General features: G+C 60.3%; 15 protein-coding genes. 10 read left to right on the top strand and 5 right to left on the bottom strand.

The features are described 5' to 3' along the window. Positions 1-174: 174 nt before the first annotated feature. Entirely contained in the window at positions 175-621 is a 447-nt protein-coding gene (locus PQR40_RS10865) for a lytic transglycosylase domain-containing protein (RefSeq protein WP_325044055.1), read from the top strand. Positions 622-875: 254 nt separating this feature from the next. Further along, positions 876-2,195 (top strand): GTP-binding protein, encoded by a 1,320-nt coding sequence (locus tag PQR40_RS10860; RefSeq protein ID WP_408508968.1) that lies wholly within the window; start codon positions 876-878, stop codon positions 2,193-2,195. A gap of 123 nt (positions 2,196-2,318) precedes the next feature. Here the strand turns inward: PQR40_RS10860 and PQR40_RS10855 are convergent, their stop codons facing one another. Then, positions 2,319-2,597 (bottom strand): HU family DNA-binding protein, encoded by a 279-nt coding sequence (locus tag PQR40_RS10855; protein WP_006050811.1) that lies wholly within the window; start codon positions 2,595-2,597, stop codon positions 2,319-2,321. A 415-nt stretch (positions 2,598-3,012) separates the two neighbouring features. On the opposite strand from PQR40_RS10855, the gene mnmC reads away from it, so the two are divergent. The 7 genes from mnmC to PQR40_RS10820 all read left to right on the top strand — a co-directional run bounded on the left by mnmC (position 3,013) and on the right by PQR40_RS10820 (position 12,184). Continuing rightward, entirely contained in the window at positions 3,013-4,980 is a 1,968-nt protein-coding gene (mnmC, locus tag PQR40_RS10850) for a bifunctional tRNA (5-methylaminomethyl-2-thiouridine)(34)-methyltransferase MnmC2/FAD-dependent 5-carboxymethylaminomethyl-2-thiouridine(34) oxidoreductase MnmC1 (RefSeq protein WP_408508967.1), read from the top strand. An 843-nt stretch (positions 4,981-5,823) separates the two neighbouring features. Then, positions 5,824-7,029 carry a cation:proton antiporter gene (locus tag PQR40_RS10845; RefSeq protein ID WP_408239196.1) on the top strand — a complete coding sequence of 402 codons (1,206 nt, stop codon included), beginning with the start codon at positions 5,824-5,826 and terminating at the stop codon, positions 7,027-7,029. A 105-nt stretch (positions 7,030-7,134) separates the two neighbouring features. Then, positions 7,135-8,250 (top strand): YbdK family carboxylate-amine ligase, encoded by a 1,116-nt coding sequence (locus tag PQR40_RS10840; RefSeq protein ID WP_325044051.1) that lies wholly within the window; start codon positions 7,135-7,137, stop codon positions 8,248-8,250. Positions 8,251-8,784: 534 nt separating this feature from the next. Beyond that, entirely contained in the window at positions 8,785-9,423 is a 639-nt protein-coding gene (locus PQR40_RS10835) for a MarR family winged helix-turn-helix transcriptional regulator (protein WP_408239199.1), read from the top strand. 128 nt (positions 9,424-9,551) lie between these two features. After that, on the top strand, positions 9,552-10,265 hold the full coding sequence (locus tag PQR40_RS10830) for a glutamine amidotransferase (protein WP_408508966.1): 714 nt from the start codon (positions 9,552-9,554) through the stop codon (positions 10,263-10,265). Between the two features lie 73 nt (positions 10,266-10,338). Beyond that, complete coding sequence (locus PQR40_RS10825; protein ID WP_408334905.1) at positions 10,339-11,451, top strand: NADH:flavin oxidoreductase/NADH oxidase; 1,113 nt, start codon at positions 10,339-10,341, stop codon at positions 11,449-11,451. A gap of 220 nt (positions 11,452-11,671) precedes the next feature. Next, entirely contained in the window at positions 11,672-12,184 is a 513-nt protein-coding gene (locus PQR40_RS10820; RefSeq protein WP_408239208.1) for an SET domain-containing protein, read from the top strand. A 70-nt stretch (positions 12,185-12,254) separates the two neighbouring features. Here the strand turns inward: PQR40_RS10820 and PQR40_RS10815 are convergent, their stop codons facing one another. Continuing rightward, the gene (locus PQR40_RS10815) at positions 12,255-13,757 is read right to left on the bottom strand and encodes a sensor histidine kinase (RefSeq protein WP_408239211.1); all 1,503 of its coding nucleotides are present in this window, start codon (positions 13,755-13,757) and stop codon (positions 12,255-12,257) included. Positions 13,758-13,900: 143 nt separating this feature from the next. After that, positions 13,901-14,587, bottom strand: a complete 687-nt coding sequence (locus PQR40_RS10810; protein ID WP_028197606.1) for a response regulator transcription factor — start codon at positions 14,585-14,587, stop codon at positions 13,901-13,903. Between the two features lie 173 nt (positions 14,588-14,760). Here PQR40_RS10810 and PQR40_RS10805 point away from each other — a divergent pair, with 173 nt between their 5' ends. Further along, positions 14,761-14,985 (top strand): DUF3717 domain-containing protein, encoded by a 225-nt coding sequence (locus PQR40_RS10805; RefSeq protein ID WP_408334965.1) that lies wholly within the window; start codon positions 14,761-14,763, stop codon positions 14,983-14,985. 94 nt (positions 14,986-15,079) lie between these two features. Here the strand turns inward: PQR40_RS10805 and PQR40_RS10800 are convergent, their stop codons facing one another. Beyond that, on the bottom strand, positions 15,080-15,370 hold the full coding sequence (locus tag PQR40_RS10800; protein WP_408508965.1) for a 4a-hydroxytetrahydrobiopterin dehydratase: 291 nt from the start codon (positions 15,368-15,370) through the stop codon (positions 15,080-15,082). A gap of 102 nt (positions 15,371-15,472) precedes the next feature. Next, a complete protein-coding gene (gene phhA / locus PQR40_RS10795; RefSeq protein ID WP_408508964.1) occupies positions 15,473-16,363 on the bottom strand; it encodes a phenylalanine 4-monooxygenase in 891 nt (296 codons plus the stop codon). Positions 16,364-16,493: the final 130 nt, after the last annotated feature.

The following is a 16,493-nucleotide window of genomic DNA, read 5'->3' as shown; positions in this document are numbered from 1 at the left end:
GCCGGTATGATACGAGCCGTTCGAGGTACTGGTTGCGACTTGCCGACACGGGTTTTCCCCGATGTCCGACGAAGGCCCGGCCAGTGAGCCTCAGCGGCTTCCAGCGGCTGAAGTATGGCCGATGCATTACCTTACCGAACCTTACCCTTGCGATTTGTTTAGTCATCTTGACTGATGAAACGAACCTTCGTCACCGTCGCCGCAGGACTTGCCGTGCTGATCGCAGCAGGGTCCGCGCGCGCCGATTGTTTTGACGCGGCCGCAGGGTATCAGAAGGTCAACCCCTTGATTTTGCGTGCTATTGCGTGGCAAGAGTCACACAATCGGCCGGACGCGCTGCATAAGAACGCCAACGGCTCGACCGACTACGGCGTTATGCAGATCAACTCGATTCATCTGCCGACGCTCGCCCAGTACGGCATCTCGCAAGGCACGCTGATGGAGCCTTGCAAGAACGTTTATATAGCGGCATGGCATCTGCGCCGCCAGATGAACAAGTACGGCAATACCTGGCAGGCGGTCGGCGCGTATCACTCCGAGACGCCGGCACTGCGTGATAAATATGCACAGCAGATCGCCGCGATCCTGCGCAAGTGGAACCTGATGCCGGCTGCACACTGAGCGGTATCGTCGTGGGTCCTTTCGTCGATTCGTTGTCAGGCACTTTTGCTGGCGCTCATGCCGGTGCGGCTTTCCGGCCGGTGCTTGTCAGCGTGGCTGCTCAGGCATTCTGATCCGGCCCGTCACGCGGTTACTCCCCGTTTGATGCACAATGCGGCTTCGTGCTGCCGTCGCTGTTCGGCCATCTTCCGGTCCCGGAGTCATGCAACCCAAGCCCGGCACGCCTTCCAATCCTCTTGTCTTTCCGTACTGCGATGAACCAGCCGCTATTGCCAGTCACCGTGCTCTCCGGTTTTCTGGGCGCCGGCAAGACCACGCTCCTGAACCACATCCTCGCGAATCGCGCCGGTTTGCGCGTCGCCGTGATCGTCAACGATCTGGCCGCCGTCAATATCGACGCAACGCTCGTGCGCGACGCCGCTGCGCTTTCGCATGTCGAAGAACAGCTCGTCGAACTGTCGAACGGCTGCATCTGCTGCACGTTGCGCGACGACTTGCTGGTCGAGATCAGGCGGCTGGCCGGCGAAAAACGCTTCGATGCAATCCTGATCGAGTCGACCGGCGTAGCCGAGCCGATGCCGATTGCCGAAACCTTCACCTTCGTTGACGACGACGGCGTGTCGCTGTCCGATGTCGCACAGCTCGATACGATGGTGACCGTGGTCGATGCGTTCAACTTCCTGCGCGACTACGGTTCAGCAGATGCGCTCGCCGAACGGGGCATCGCCGCGACCGAAGAGGACGACCGGACGCTGGTCGAATTGCTGATCGAGCAGATTGAATTCTGCGATGTACTGGTGGTGAACAAGGCCGATCTGGTAAGCGCGGATGAGCTCACGCGTTTACAGCGCATCCTTGCCCGTATCAATCCGCGCGCAGTGCAGGTGGTGAGCCGTTTCGGCGAGGTGCCGCTTGCCGAAGTGCTGAACACCGGGCGCTTCGATTTCGACGAGGCATCGAGCGCGCCAGGCTGGCTGGCGTCGCTCAATCACGAGCACGAGCATGACCATGAGCACGGCCATGCTCATCATGGTGAAGCGGACGAATTCGGTATCGGCAATTTCATTTACCGTGCGCGACGGCCGTTTCACCCGGAGCGCCTGTGGGCATTGCTGCATGAGGAGTGGAAGGGTGTCTTGCGCAGCAAGGGCTTCTTCTGGCTCGCCACGCGCAACGACATCGCCGGTTCGCTGTCGCAGGCGGGCGGCGCTTGCCGGCATGGTCCGGCGGGGATGTGGTGGGCCGCTCAGGATCGCAGCGAATGGCCGGACGGCGATGACGAGCTGGCCGCCGAAATTGCCGCCGACTGGTATGGCGATCCGGACGACCTGAGCATCGGTGATCGTCGCCAGGAACTGGTGATGATTGGCGTCGGCATCGACCCGGCTGTCTGGAAAGCGAAGTTCGACGCGTGCCTCGTGACCGACGAGGAATACACGGCGGGATCGCATGCGTGGCAACAATTCGCCGATCCGTTCCCGGCATGGGATTTCGACGAAGACGACCACGACCACGACGGCCATGGTCATGGTCATGGTCATGGTCATGGCGAAATTGTGCATCGCCACGATTAGGCAGCCCTTGCCCTGGTGCTGAATGTTTGGCCGCGACGCCTGTTGCGGTTGCGGCTCAAACACAAAATCGCAGGCGAAAAAAACCCGCCATTGGCGGGTGTCAACTGCCAGGCAGTAATCTGCTTAGCGCTTGTTGACGGCGTCCTTGAACGCCTTGCCAGCCGTGAACTTGACGGTCTTGGCGGCCGGGATCTTGATAGTTTCGCCGGTCTTGGGGTTACGACCCGTACGTGCTGCGCGCTTGCCCGAACCGAAGCTGCCGAAGCCGATCAACTGGACCGCGTCACCCTTCGACACAGACTTCTTGATCACTTCAAGCAACGTGTCCAGCGTCTCACCGGTTTGAGCCTTGCTGGCGCCGGTCTGTCCTGCGACGGCGTCGATCAGTTCCTGTTTGTTCATTAAGGTTCCTTTCTGAGTTTAGGTTGACACGAACAGCGCGAACGCGCCGATTATACGTGCGCGAGCCACGCCGTCGAGCAGCTGCGGTCCGGATCCCCTCCGGACAATAGCGCCGGGCGATTTGACTACCCGTCGGCCGTGCTGCCGCTCCCTTCGCGGCGCTTGCTATGATAGCGCAGCGCAAACCCAATCAGGATAAGGGTTTCGAAGAAATTAAGCGGTTCCGGGGCCGATATCGAGGGGAAACCCTTCTTTTTTCGCTTCGCGAGCCTCGATTGGAGGCTCAAACCCTGTATGGACGGGGCTTAGCGTTGGTTTTTGCCAACGTTCTGAGCGTCTTTTTCGCCGCCCGGCGAGCTGCGCGCGCTGGTGGTAACGTCTGACCCGCTCTTTCGAGCGTCATTTTCCGTCGCGCATGACCGATCCGCTGATCCCCGCCGTCCTCGCGTTTCGCGACAACGGCACACCTTTTTCGCCGCTCTACGACGACATCTATCACAGTGCTGTCGGTAGTCTCGAGCAAGCCCAATACGTCTTCCTGCGCGGCAATGCGCTACCGGACCGATGGCAGGGCCGCCGCATTTTCACCGTGCTCGAAACCGGTTTTGGCATGGGCATCAACTTCCTGATGACCTGGGCTACCTGGCGTGACGATCCCGCGCGCTGCGAGCGGCTGCACTTCGTCTCGACCGAGAAACATCCCTTTACTCAAGCCGATTTGCAAAGCCTGTATGCCGCGACGATCTCCGATCCGGCGATTGCCACGCTCGCGCAAACGCTGGCCGACGCATGGCCGATGCTCGTGCCCGGCAGCCATCGGCTGGAATTCGAAGGCGGCCGGATCGTCCTGACGCTCGTGTTCGGCGACGCAGGGGAAACCTTGCCAAACCTGCGACTGCGCGCTGATGCGTTCTACCTGGACGGCTTCGCGCCGGCCAAAAACCCCGAGATCTGGACGCCTGCGATCTTCAAGGCGCTCGCCCGGATGGCGGGCGAAGGCGCCACATTCTCCACCTACACCAGCGCTGGCGACATTAAACGCGCGTTGACGCAATGTGGTTTCGAGTATCGCAAGGTCGACGGCTTCGGCTGGAAACGGGCGATGCTGGTCGGCCACTTCGCGCCGCGCTGGCGCGTGCGCCGCTACGAGCCACCAGCGCCGCTAGAGGTCGACGAGCGGCACGCCATCGTGATCGGCGCCGGTCTTGCCGGCTGCGCAATGATCGAGCGCCTGGCTGCACGGGGTTGGCGCGTCACCTCGCTGGAGCGCCATGCATCGGTGGCGCAGGACGCCTCGGGCAATCCGGCCGGCGTATTCCATCCAATGATCTCGCGCGACGACAGCGTCGCTTCGCGTGTCACGCGTGCGGGCTTTCTCTACACGCTGAGGCGCTGGGCAGCGCTCGAACGGCTTGGCCACTGTCCATTGCGCGGCGCCCCGGGACTGCTGCAAATCGCCGCGGACGACGACGAAGCACGCGCGATGAGTCAGGCAATCGCAACGTTCGGTTACCCGTCTGAATACGTGACGCCCGTATCACTGAGCGAAGCGCAAGCCCTTGCCGGTATGCCGCTCGTGCGAAGCGGCTGGCTCTTTCCTCATGGTGGCTGGATCGACCCGGCATCGCTTTGCGCCGCGCAGTGCGCAGCGGCAGGCGATCTGCTCGAACGCCGCTTTGGTGTGGACGTGGCGCGCCTCGAGCGATCCGGCAATCAATGGATCGTCTTCGATGCAGCAGGGCAGGCCATCGCTCGCGCGCCGGTGGTCATTGTCGCAAGCGCACACGACGCCGCGCGCATCGCCGGTTTGCAACACGCACCGACCCGCAGCATCCGCGGCCAGTTGACCTTGCTGCCACCGGGCACGGTACCTTCGCTTGGAGTGCCGGTGATCGGCGAAGGCTACGCTGTCCCGCTAGCCGACGGCGTCACACTCACCGGCGCCACCTACGAACTCGACGACCCTGACTCCTCACTGCGGCCTGATGGCCATCTGGAAAACCTCGAGCGTGTCGCGCAGATGCTGCCAGCCTTTGACGGCATCGTCGAGCCGTCACAGGCGGCAGCACTCGCCGGGCGTGTTGCGTTTCGCTGTGTCACGAGCGACCGCATGCCGATGATCGGCAACGTCGCCAACGAAGCCGCCTCGATGCGCGACGCCGAGCGTCTGCGTGGCGCATGGCCGCTCGATTTGCCGCGCGTCGACGGCTTGTACAGCGCATTCGCTTACGGGTCTCGCGGTCTGGTCTGGGCAGCGTTAGGCGCCGAGTTGATCGCCTCGCAGATCGAAGGCGAGCCATGGCCGCTCGAACGGGAGTTGGCCGAAGACATCGATCCTGCTCGCTTCCTCTTACGCGCGTTACGCCAGGGCACGGCGCGTTAACCGCACACGCTGAACATCGGCGACAGGAAAAGTTATCCACTGAAGCTTGTGGATAACCGCGCCGTTTACCGGTGCAACTCATGTGGAACCGTTGTGGACGTAAACGGGGTAACTTGGCTGCCGTCGAAAATCGCGAAAAGTTACCCTTGTATACCCGTCGCTGCCGCACACGCTGTGCATCCTGTTATACGAGCGGCAAGCTAATGAATTGATTCGGTAAACCAAGGTTATCCACAGAAAACGAGGCACCTTGTTAACTGTTACTACGTATACATACGGTAAACCTGTAAACAGAAGAGCCATCCCGAGATCGAGCGCATTCGTCGAACCAGAGTCGCCGAAAATCGATGGAAAAACATCCCGAGCGACGCTCAGAAAAAACATCTGCAACGTTGAATCTGTACGCTATGAGCGCCAGACTCGCCTTTTAAACGGTCGCTTTTTCCTCGTGTCTAGTAGATAACGTACGTTTTTACCGTTTTGCCTGCATGTTCCTGTCTTTTCGGTCAAGTCTGAAAAAGCTATGGCACAATCGCCGTTCTTTTCCGCGTCGTGCCTCGCCTCTGGCGGCACACGCTGCAACGGAACGGTGCCGCTCAATCAGAATCTGATTCAAAGTCGACGGCGTTCTTTCACCGTGCCGGGCCGGATGCTGCGGCCGCACCCCGGAATGCGCCGCGCTCCCTGCGGCTGCGGCGCATTCAGATCATCCGATCGTTGAAAACTCGCAACGCTGGTCACGCGAAACGATCGCGACAGTGAGCGCCTCATGCGCCCACCCGCTCGCCGGTATTTGCGCCGGTTCGTGTCGTCTGCCGTTGCTGCAAAGGAGAACCCATCACGATGAAATCGGCGTTTTCATTTTTTCCAGCCTGGCCCCTCACACCCGACGCCATTTTTTGGGCTGGTCTTGCATTGCTCGCCGCGGGTCTGTGCGGTGAACTTTGCTATCGCGCATGGCGTTTGCCGCGCATCTCCGGGTATGCGGTCATCGGCCTGATAGCAGGCGCCGCCGGTTTCGGCGTGATTGACGCGGATTCTGCAAGCGCCGCACGGCCGTTGCTCGATGTGGCGCTCGGTTTGTTGTTATTCGAGCTTGGCAGCCGACTCGATTTGCGCTGGATTCGCCGCAATCCCTGGCTGATTCTGTCGAGCGTTGCCGAAGCCACGCTGACGTTCGCGCTGGTTTTGCCGGTTTTGTTGTTCCTGAAAGTGCCGCTGATGGTGGCAACGGTGCTTGCCGCGATTGCCATGGCGACTTCGCCGGCGATGGTGATCCAGCTCAAAACCGAGTTGCGCGCGGAAGGTCAGGTCACCCAACGTTTGTTGACCCTTACCGCGTTGAACAGCATGTATGCGGTGGTGATCGAAAAGCTGGTATCGAGCTGGTTGCACCAGGAGGTCTACGGCAACGTGTATGCCACGATTCTGCAGCCGCTGTATCTGCTGGTCGGCTCGCTCGTGCTGGCTTATCTGCTGGCGCGCACGTGCACGTTTTTTTATCGCCGTCTGAACATGCAGGACGAGCATTCTTTCGTCGCGCTATTCGGCCTCGTGCTGCTGGCGATTGCGGTGGCGCATCTGTTCAAGCTTTCCACCATTCTCGCGTTGCTGGCCGCGGGCATCATCGTGAAGAATCTTGAAGCGCGTCCGCAGTTGTGGCCGGAACATTTCGGCACGGCCGGCTGGTTGTTGACCGTGATTCTGTTCGTGCTGACGCTTACTTCGTTCGAATGGAAAGACATCGCGCTCGGCGGTGTTGCGGCGCTGGGCCTGATTGTTGCGCGTCTGGTTGCGAAACTGGTGGGCGTAATGGCCTTCGCCAAACCAAGCGGCTTGAACTGGAAGCAGGGGATGGCGTTGGGTTTGTCGTTATCGCCCATGTCGGCGCTTGCGTATCTGCTCGTCGACGATACGTACAACCTCTATCCGAATTTCGACCCGCAACTGCGGGCTATCGTGATGTGCTCGATTTTCGTGCTGCAGATTCTCGGGCCGTGGCTCGTGTATCGCAGCCTTGCGCTGGTGGGTGAGCGGCGCGAAGAGTAAAGCACACGCCGCTTCTCGAAGCTGTACGCGCTTTATCCAATTTATTCGCTTCAAAAACGGCCGGGCATGTGACAAATACCCGGCCGTCCTGACTCAGGGGACGCCATGTCACTCGAACCCTTCATCGATTCGAAACCGTTCACTTTCGGTGTCGAACTCGAAATGCAGATCGTCAATACGCACGACTATGATCTGACCAAAGCCGGCTCGGATCTGATGCGTCTCATCAAGGATGAAAAAATCCCCGGCAACATTACGCCGGAAATCACCGAAAGCATGATCGAGTTGTCGACCGGTATCTGCACGACGCATGAACAGGCTGTCACCGATTTGCGCAAGATCCGCGACACGCTGGTTTCCGCTGCCGACCACCTGAATGTCGGCTTGTGCGGTGGCGGCACGCACGCGTTCCAGCAATGGAGTGAACGGCAGATCGTCGATACGCCACGCTTTCAATATCTTTCCGAGTTGTACGGCTACCTTGCCAAGCAATTCACGGTGTTCGGCCAGCACGTGCACATCGGCTGTCCGGATCCGAACAGTGCGCTGTATCTGCTGCATTCGATGTCGCGCTTCATTCCGCATTTCATCGCCTTGTCCGCTTCATCGCCATTCGTGCAGGGTGTCGATACCGGTTTTCATTCGGCACGACTGAATTCCGTGTTCGCGTTTCCGCTGTCGGGCCGCGCGCCTTTTGTGTTGACGTGGGACAGCTTCGAAGAATATTTCTCGAAAATGGTTCACACAGGCGTGGTCAACAGCATGAAGGATTTTTACTGGGACATCCGGCCGAAGCCGGGTTTCGGCACGATCGAAGTACGCGTGATGGATACGCCGATGTCGGTGGATCGCGCCGCGGCGATTGCCTGCTACATCCAGACGCTTGCACGGCATCTTTTGCTCGATAAGCCGATCACGCCGAAAGAAGACGATTACCTCGTCTACACGTTCAACCGTTTCGAGGCATGCCGGTTCGGTCTGGCCGGCAACTGTATCAATCCGCAAACGAGCGAACGCAAGACGATTTCCGAAGATATCCTCGAAACGCTGGATCTGATTGCGCCGCACGCCGAAGCATTGGGTTCGGGCAACGCGCTCGCCGAAATCGGTGCGATTGCGCGCGGTCAGGTCAATGATGCGACGTGGTTGCGTGGCGTCTTCGAGCGGGAAAAGTCCTTGCACGAAGCCGTAAGGCAGCAGTGTCTGCAGTGGCGAGCCTAGCCAGGTACAGGATTGCTTACGTCAAACCGTAAGGAAGACCCGCTTCGTGCGGGTTTTTTTTCGTAAATAATTTCCAGCTCGGGAGGCTTTAGGTTTTTCTAAAGTTTACGTATACAAACGTAGTAGTAGTTAACAAGCATTGCATCTGCCTGTGGACAACTGAATAATTCCCTGCAAAGTCAAAGTTCTACGTAAACTATAACTAGACTGGTCAGAGGTGCATTGGTACCGGGAAACGAGGACAACTTCTGTAAGACGGGGGCGGTCGGATTGCTTATCAAGAATCGACACACATGCCATCCCCTATGTTTTCCCATGGTTATCCACAGGTTGCGTTGGATAACTTAGCTGTACGATTCGCCGCTCTCGCATAGAATGTCGTTTTAGCCGCTTTGGCTTGCAAGGCGGTAAATTTTTGAGATAGTAGATTCCGTCTCGTCTGCTTTTGGGCGAGGCTACCCCACACAGGCTACGGGCGTGTTCGGCAGCGTTTGCCGGCATCGCACGCAAGCTTTAATAAACCAAACGAAGATTATGAGCGAAGGCGTATACGGAGAACAGGCATCCGGGCGAGTGACCCACAGCCTATTGCGATTGAGCACGGCCATGCGGAGCCAGGCTTGGGAATGGGCGGAGGGCGCAGGCCTGACGCCGACCCAGGGCGAAATTCTCGTCTTGCTGATGCAGCGCAAAGGCCCGATGCGGCTCGGCGAAATTGCCCGTGAAACGGCTCTGACCGCCGCGACCACCAGCGATGCCGTGAGCACGCTCGAGACCAAGGGTCTGGTCGAAAAACGCCGTGCCCTTGACGACGGCCGTGCCCTCGCCGTCCGTCTGACGGCGCGTGGCCGAACCGCCGCGAAGCGCGCTGCGCAATGGCCGGACTTCCTGGCTAAAGCGGTTGGCACGCTGCGCGACGAAGAGCAGGCGCTGTTCTATCGCACGTTGCTCAAGACCATCCACCAGCTGGAAGCGCAAGGCACGATTCCGCCGCACCGCATGTGCCTGAGCTGTACGCACTTCGAGCCGAGCAAGAATCCGAAGAAGACGCCGCATCACTGCGGGCTGCTCGACATGAAGATGTCGGACACGGATTTGCGTCTCGATTGCTCGGTGTACGAAGCGGCTGATGTCGCCACCCAAAAGAAGACCTGGAAGATCTTCGCCCAATAAGGCGGCTTCTCCAAGGACAATCCGCTACACTGCCATGCCGTGTTCCGGCGGGCGGCGATTGCCGTCTGCTGGCCGGTTCGCGCCGCGTAGCGGCAAGTCTTTAGTCAACCTGAAGGTGGGACAGGCTGATGAATCACGAAGTTCTGGCCATTCGCCATGTGCACTTCGAGGATCTGGGCAGTCTTGAACTGGAGCTAGGCGAACGTGGTCGCCCGGTGCGTTATCTCGATGTCGGCTTTGCCCGGATCGAAGCGCCGGACCCGGTTGCCGCATCGCTCATGGTCGTACTCGGCGGCCCGATCAGTGCAACCGACGACGCGCTTTACCCGACGCTCATTCCGTTGCTGTCTATGATCGAAAAGCGTATCGCCGCTGGTTTGCCGACGCTCGGCATCTGTCTCGGCGCGCAATTGATCGCGCGTGCGCTCGGTGCTCGGGTCTATCCTTCAGGCCATACCGAACTCGGCTGGACACCACTTACGCTCACCGATGCGGGCCGTGCTTCGCCAGTGCGCCATCTGGACGGCGCGCACACGTCGATGCTGCATTGGCATGGCGACACCTTTGATCTGCCCGACAATGCCACACGTCTCGCCTCGACCCCTGCGTGCGAAAACCAGGCGTTCGCCTGGGGCGATCATGTGCTGGGTCTGCAATGTCATCCGGAGATTCGCGCTGACCGTTTCGAACCCTGGCTGATTGGCAACGCCGGTGAGATTGCCGGCCACGGTATCGATGCGCGCCGGTTGCGGGCCGAGACCGCGCAGTTCGGTCCGGTACTGGAAGCCGCCGCGCGCCGGATGTTCGGCGAGTGGCTCGATCAGATCGAGCCGAAACCTTGATCTGAGCGCGCCTGCAGACAATCACCCGCGGTGCTATGCTCGTTCGCTCTCGGGTTTTTACTGGGCGTAATCCATGAGCGCGCTTTTTTCCCCGCTCACGCTGCGTAGCGTGACGCTTCCCAACCGTATCGTCGTGTCCCCGATGTGCCAGTATTCCGCGGAACGTGGCGAGGCTACGGCGTGGCACATGATCCATCTCGGCAGTCTCGCGTTATCCGGCGCCGGCATGTTGTGCATCGAGGCGACCTCTGTCGAACCGGATGGCCGCATCACGCCGGGCGATCTCGGACTGTGGGACGACGCCACCGAAGCCGCACTCGAGCCTGTCTTGGCCGCGATTCGCAAGCATTCGCACATTCGTGTGGCGATGCAGTTGTCACATGCAGGGCGCAAGGCGTCGAGTCAGGCACCTTGGGAAGGCGGTCAACTAATTCCAGTTTCGCAAGGCGGCTGGCTGCCGCATGCGCCGTCGGCGTTGCCGCATAAAGCGGGCGAAGAGCCGCCTTTGGCTCTCGATACACCCGCACTGAACCGGATTCGCGAAGCGTTCGCGGCTTCCGCGCGTCGCGCCGCGCGCCTCGGTATCGATGCATTGGAAGTGCACGCCGCGCACGGTTATCTGCTGCACCAGTTCCTGTCGCCGATTGCCAATCAACGCAGCGACGACTACGGCGGTTCGCTCGAAAACCGCATGCGCTTTCCGCTCGAAATCTTCGACATCGTGCGCGCGGCGTTTCCCGCCGACAAACCGGTTGGCGTGCGCGTTTCGGCGACCGACTGGGTCGAAGGAGGCTGGACGCTCGAGGACACGATCACGTTCGCACAGGAGTTGAAAAAGCGCGGCTGCGACTGGATCGACGTGTCGTCCGGCGGTGTCTCGCCGTTGCAGAGGATTCCGCTTGAGCCGGGCTACCAGATCCCGTTCGCGAGGGCCGTCAAACAGGCAACCGGCTTGGTTACCATCGGTGTGGGCCTGATTACCGATCCGCTGCATGCCGAACAACTCATCGAAGCGGGAGATGCCGATCTGATCGCGCTGGCCCGCGCGCTGCTGTACAACCCGCGTTGGCCGTGGCATGCAGCGGCGCAACTCGGCGCGACGGTCGAAGCGCCGCCGCAGTACTGGCGTTCACAACCGCGTGAACAAAAGGCCCTGTTCGGCGAGATTTCGTTCGGACAACGGTGAACTTGCCAGTGGGCCCTATGCACGCACGTCTTTTTGACGGTTGAACGAAGCTGTCTTGAGCGTGTAGGATGCCGGATGTGGCGCATGAGCGTCGCAAGTCGACGCGGCGCTCGCAAGGCGCCGCGTTTGCTATCCGCGTCAGAAAAAGCAGCGCGTTACGTGCGGGCATTTCTGGCGGCTGACGGATCTTCACCCCCAGTTCTTCACAAGGATTCATTCAATGAGTTCACGCAGGATCGCCGTGCGCCGTTCGGGTGTGCACGGCAAAGGCGTGTTTGCCATCGAGCCGATTGCGGCCGGCGAGCGGCTGATCGAATACAAGGGTGAGCGGATCTCCTGGAAAGAAGCGTTACGTCGTCATCCGCATAATCCGGACGAACCGAATCACACGTTCTATTTCGCGCTCGACAGCGGCAAGGTGATCGACGGCAAAGTGGACGGCAACAGCGCGCGCTGGATCAATCATTCATGCGCGCCGAACTGCGAAGCCGAAGAGATCGACGGCCATGTGTACGTGCACGCGCTGCGCGATATCGCCGAGGGTGAGGAAGTCTTTTACGACTATGGCCTCGTCATCGACGAGCGCCAGACCAAGAAGCTCAAGAAGGAATACGAATGCCGTTGCGGCGCGCGCAAGTGCCGCGGCACGATGCTGGCTCCGCCGGAGAAAGAGAAGGGCGCTTCCAGGTCCGACAAGACGGTAAGGAAAGCGAAAAAGGCGAAGAAGAAATGAAGCAGGCTGGCTGAGTTGAACGTAAACGAACTCAAGGCAGCCCGTGGCAGTGCATTGGCCCACCGCTGAGTCACATATCGATCGGCGCCGAGTGCGCCGATTTTTTTGCCGGGCGCAGCACCTCGGGATCGACGTCGTACTGAACGCTGCTCGGCACAAGCGGAATACGCACGATGAAGCGGGCACCGCCTTCCGGCGCATCTTCATAATGCACGCTGCCGTGATGCAGCACCATGATGTCGTGAACGATAGCGAGACCGAGACCGGCCCCGCTATCCACACCGGCGTCGCTCTGACCGTCCCCGCGGAAGAACCGTTTGAACAGATCGGCTTGCTGCGTCGACGGCACGCCCGGCCCATTGTCTTCGACGATGATCTCGGCCATGCGCAGATCGTCGATCACGGTTTGCGACACCGTCACGGTGATACGACCGCCATCGAAGCGCGACGGCGGCACGTATTTGAGCGCGTTATCCAGCAGATTGGCGATCACTTCGTGCAGCAACACCGGATTGCCGCGTGCTATCAGCGGGTGATCATTGGCGGGGTCGTCGAGGCGCTGGAAGCCCAGATCGACGTGGAAAGTCAACGCGCGCGGCACCCATTCCGCACCTGTATCGAAAGCGAGTGCGGACATATCCACGTTGACGAAACGTGCCGCCTGTTCGCCCGGCTCCGCGCGCGCAAGCGAAAGCAACTGGTTGGACAGCCGCACGGCGCGATCGGCCGCTGCGCGGAGCTCACGGACCGCGGCAAGGGTCTGCTGCGGGTCACGCGCGACCGCTGCCTGTTCCGCATGCAGCTTGACGGCGGTGAGCGGGGTACGCAACTGATGTGCAGCGTCAGCGATAAATTTGCGCTGGCCGTCGAGCGCGGTTTTCAGGCGGCCGAGCAGCGCGTTCAGCGCGCCCGTGAGCGGCCGGATTTCAACCGGTACATAGGTTTCATCCACTGGTTCGAGCGACGTGTGGGTTTGCCGGTTCAGCGAGTCCGCGAGATCGGTCAGCGGATTGAGCTGCTGGTTGACCACGCGCCACACGATTACCCAGCCCGCGAGCAGCAGCAACAGCAGCGGCATCATGATCGCGACCAGAAACTCGGCGGCGATGCGAAAACGGTGATGTACCGGCTGACCCACTTCGACGACGATCGGATTACCGGTCGGCTGATCGACGCGCACCTGTGCCACGCGTACCGTCACGCCTTCATGTTGCGCTTCGAAGACGTACGCATAGTGCATACGCCGTACGCTGGTGCCTTGCAGCGGCAGGTTGTGGTCGCCGGCGATTTCGGTTTCCCCGTTGCTGATTCGATAGACGAGGTGCTCGACCGGATCGGAGAACATGGCCTGCGCGAGCGGTGGCACCGTGAGGCGCGCATTCGGCCCGGCAATCTGGATCTGTTTGGAGATCGCGGTGGCGAGATCGGCGAGCGACCGGTCGACCACGTGCTGCGTGTACTGCCAAGCCAGCCAGTAAGCGATCAGGCCGCTCATGAGTGCGAGCAGCGAAAGGGGAGCAGCGAGGCGCCGCAGCAGCGTGCGGCGCAGACTATTGGCGGCCGGCTGGGGCATGATCGAACGCACGGGAAAAAGGCAACGGCATAAAGCACCGTAGTGCCGTGAAAATTCGCCGGATGCCGGCGAATTGCGCACCGAGTGCGCGGCGCCGGCCCGGCGCTGTCAGGCCGCAATACAGATTGCGGCCCTTGCGACGATTATGCGGCCTGGCGGATTTCCTGCAACAGGTAACCGAAGCCGCGCACCGTGACGATTTCGACACGGCAGTTTTCGAGCTTTTTGCGCACCCGGTGCACATAGACTTCGATCGCGGTATCGCCGAGATCGCCGCCGAAGTGCGTCAGATGGTCTTGCAGCTGGGCCTTGCTGACCACGCGGCCGTGGCGCAACAGCAGCATTTCGAGCACCGCGAATTCGCGCGGCGACAGTTCGAGCGGCTTGTCGTCGTTGAAAATGCGGCGATCGACGCCTGACAGACGCACACCACCCAGCGACACTTCCGGACGCGGCATATCGCCGTGCGGGCCGCTGCGGCGCATCACGGCGCGGATGCGCGCTTCGAGTTCGGTGGGTTCGAACGGCTTCAGCATGTAGTCGTCTGCGCCCGAATTCAGGCCTTGCACGCGGTCGTTCAACTCGTCGCGCGCGGTGAGGATGATCACCGGCGTATGACGATTGCTCTGACGGAAGCGCGCAAGCAGCGTCATGCCGTCGATACCGGGCAGGCCCAGATCGAGGATCACCAGCTCATGGCGGTTTTGGGTAAGGGCCTGTTCGGCGAAAATGCCGTCATGGACCATGTCGACAGTGAAGCCGGCTTGTTCGAGACTGCTTTGGATGCCGCGTGCGATGGGGCGGTCATCTTCGATCAGAAGGAGTCGCATGGATTTCGCTCAAGTACAATGGTTTTAGGCGTTTGGGCAAGCGGTTCGCCGGGGCGCCTGCTGCACAGGTAACGTGCGGCGTGGCCGTGCCGAACTGGCACGAAGCGGCCACGGAGCAGCTATCGAGCAGCCACGAAGTAGCCATAAAGCGGCCACCGAGCGATCACGAAGTCATGTCCGAGATAACGATTCACGAACTGGAAGCCGCGATCAACTTCTGGCGCGCCCGCTCACCTTCAAGCGGCGACGAACTCGTTCTGTGCAAGGAGGCAAGCGCGCTCTCCAAGCCGTATGCGTTGATGATTGTACAGCGTCAGCTCACCCTATCACCGGATCGTTTAGACGGGATTGCCAGGCAAGCGTGGGATTCTTACGTGCGCCTTAATAATAGCCTGTAGAACTGAAGGTTTGAGCGCCGGATTGCCTGCAATGCCCTTTCATTACCGCCGGATTGTTCGATGCAGCGTGCATCGAGGCATCTGATCGCCTGTATTAAGCAGTAATACTGTCGATAAATTGGGCCAATTTGATGTCCCGTTCAGTCAAGCCATTGGCCTCGTGTGTTGACAGTGTGATTTCCACCTTGCTGTACACGTTGAACCATTCCGGGTGGTGGTCCATCTCCTGCGCCCTGATCGCCACGCGTGTCATGAAGCCAAATGCTTCGTTGAAGTCGGCGAACTTGAAGTGGCGCTGGATTGCGTCGCGTCCCGCTACGGCTTGCCAGCCGTTCAGTTCCGCAATCTGCGCAGCGCGTTCTTCGGAAGTCAGTTTATGAATCATGGTGCTACCTCGTTAATCTGAACAGGCGCGCCAGTGGGCGCGCGCATTCGCTATTTTTTCACGGATACCGTCAGCCTGCAGCCGCCCTGCTCAGGCTGGGCTTCAGATATCGCCGTTGGTTTGCCAGCCTTCCTGCGAGCCGCGCGTGATGACGTGATCGTGCTCGAGCACGTTGCCAGCCGCGAATGCCGGTTCTGCAGCCAGCTTCGCCAGCAGCGGCGCGAAATCGGTTTGCGCGACGCCGAACAATTGCGCGAAGTCGTCGATCACGAAGTAGGTTTTCTGGAACGTATCGATGCGGTAGCGCGTGCGCATCACGCGCTCGAGGTCGAAGCCAAGCCGGTTCGGCGCGGCGCTTTGCTGACTGTAGAGCGTCTCGCCTTTGCTCGACACAATGCCCGCGCCGTAGATCTTCACGCCGTTCGGACTCGCCGCGTCGCGGATCAGGCCGAACTCGACTGTGTACCAATAGAGCCGCGCGAGCAGCGGCAGGGCGCCGGCATCATTGGCGGCGAGCGCGGCGCGGCCGTACGCGTGCATATAGTCTGCGAATACGGGATTGATCAGCAACGGCACGTGGCCGAACAGATCGTGAAAACAGTCCGGCTCCTGCAGATAATCGAGCTGGTCCGGCCGGCGCATCCACCATGTCACCGGAAAGCGTCGATTCGCCAGATGCTCGAAGAACACCTGATCGGGCACGAGTCCGGGCACGGCGACGATTTGCCAGCCCGTCGCGGGCGTCAGCTTTGCGTTGATTTCGTCGAAGGCGGGCACGCGATCGGGCGGCATGCCGATACGGTCGACGCCTGCCAGAAACTCATTGCACACGCGGCCCTTGAGCAACGCGGTCTGGCGTGCATAAAGTTGTTGCCATACAGCGTGGTCGATTGCGCCATATCGCTCGGTCGGCTGGTCGATCGTGAAATCGGCGCGGGTTTCGAGGCCGGCGTCGAATTGCTCCTTGAGTTTGGCGGTGTTGGCTGTGGACATGTTGATGCGCGCTCTGCGGTGACTGCGGTTGAAACGGTGATGCAAGTGTAGAGCGGCAGGCGTGCGGAAAGGGCGCAATGATGGCGTCACGATGTATCAATATGCAATAATCGCGCATCAATAACAGGTT

The sequence above is a fragment of the Paraburkholderia sediminicola genome (genome assembly GCF_046026855.1).
Lineage (GTDB): Bacteria > Pseudomonadota > Gammaproteobacteria > Burkholderiales > Burkholderiaceae > Paraburkholderia > Paraburkholderia sediminicola_A.
This window is presented reverse-complemented; position numbering and strand designations above follow the sequence as displayed.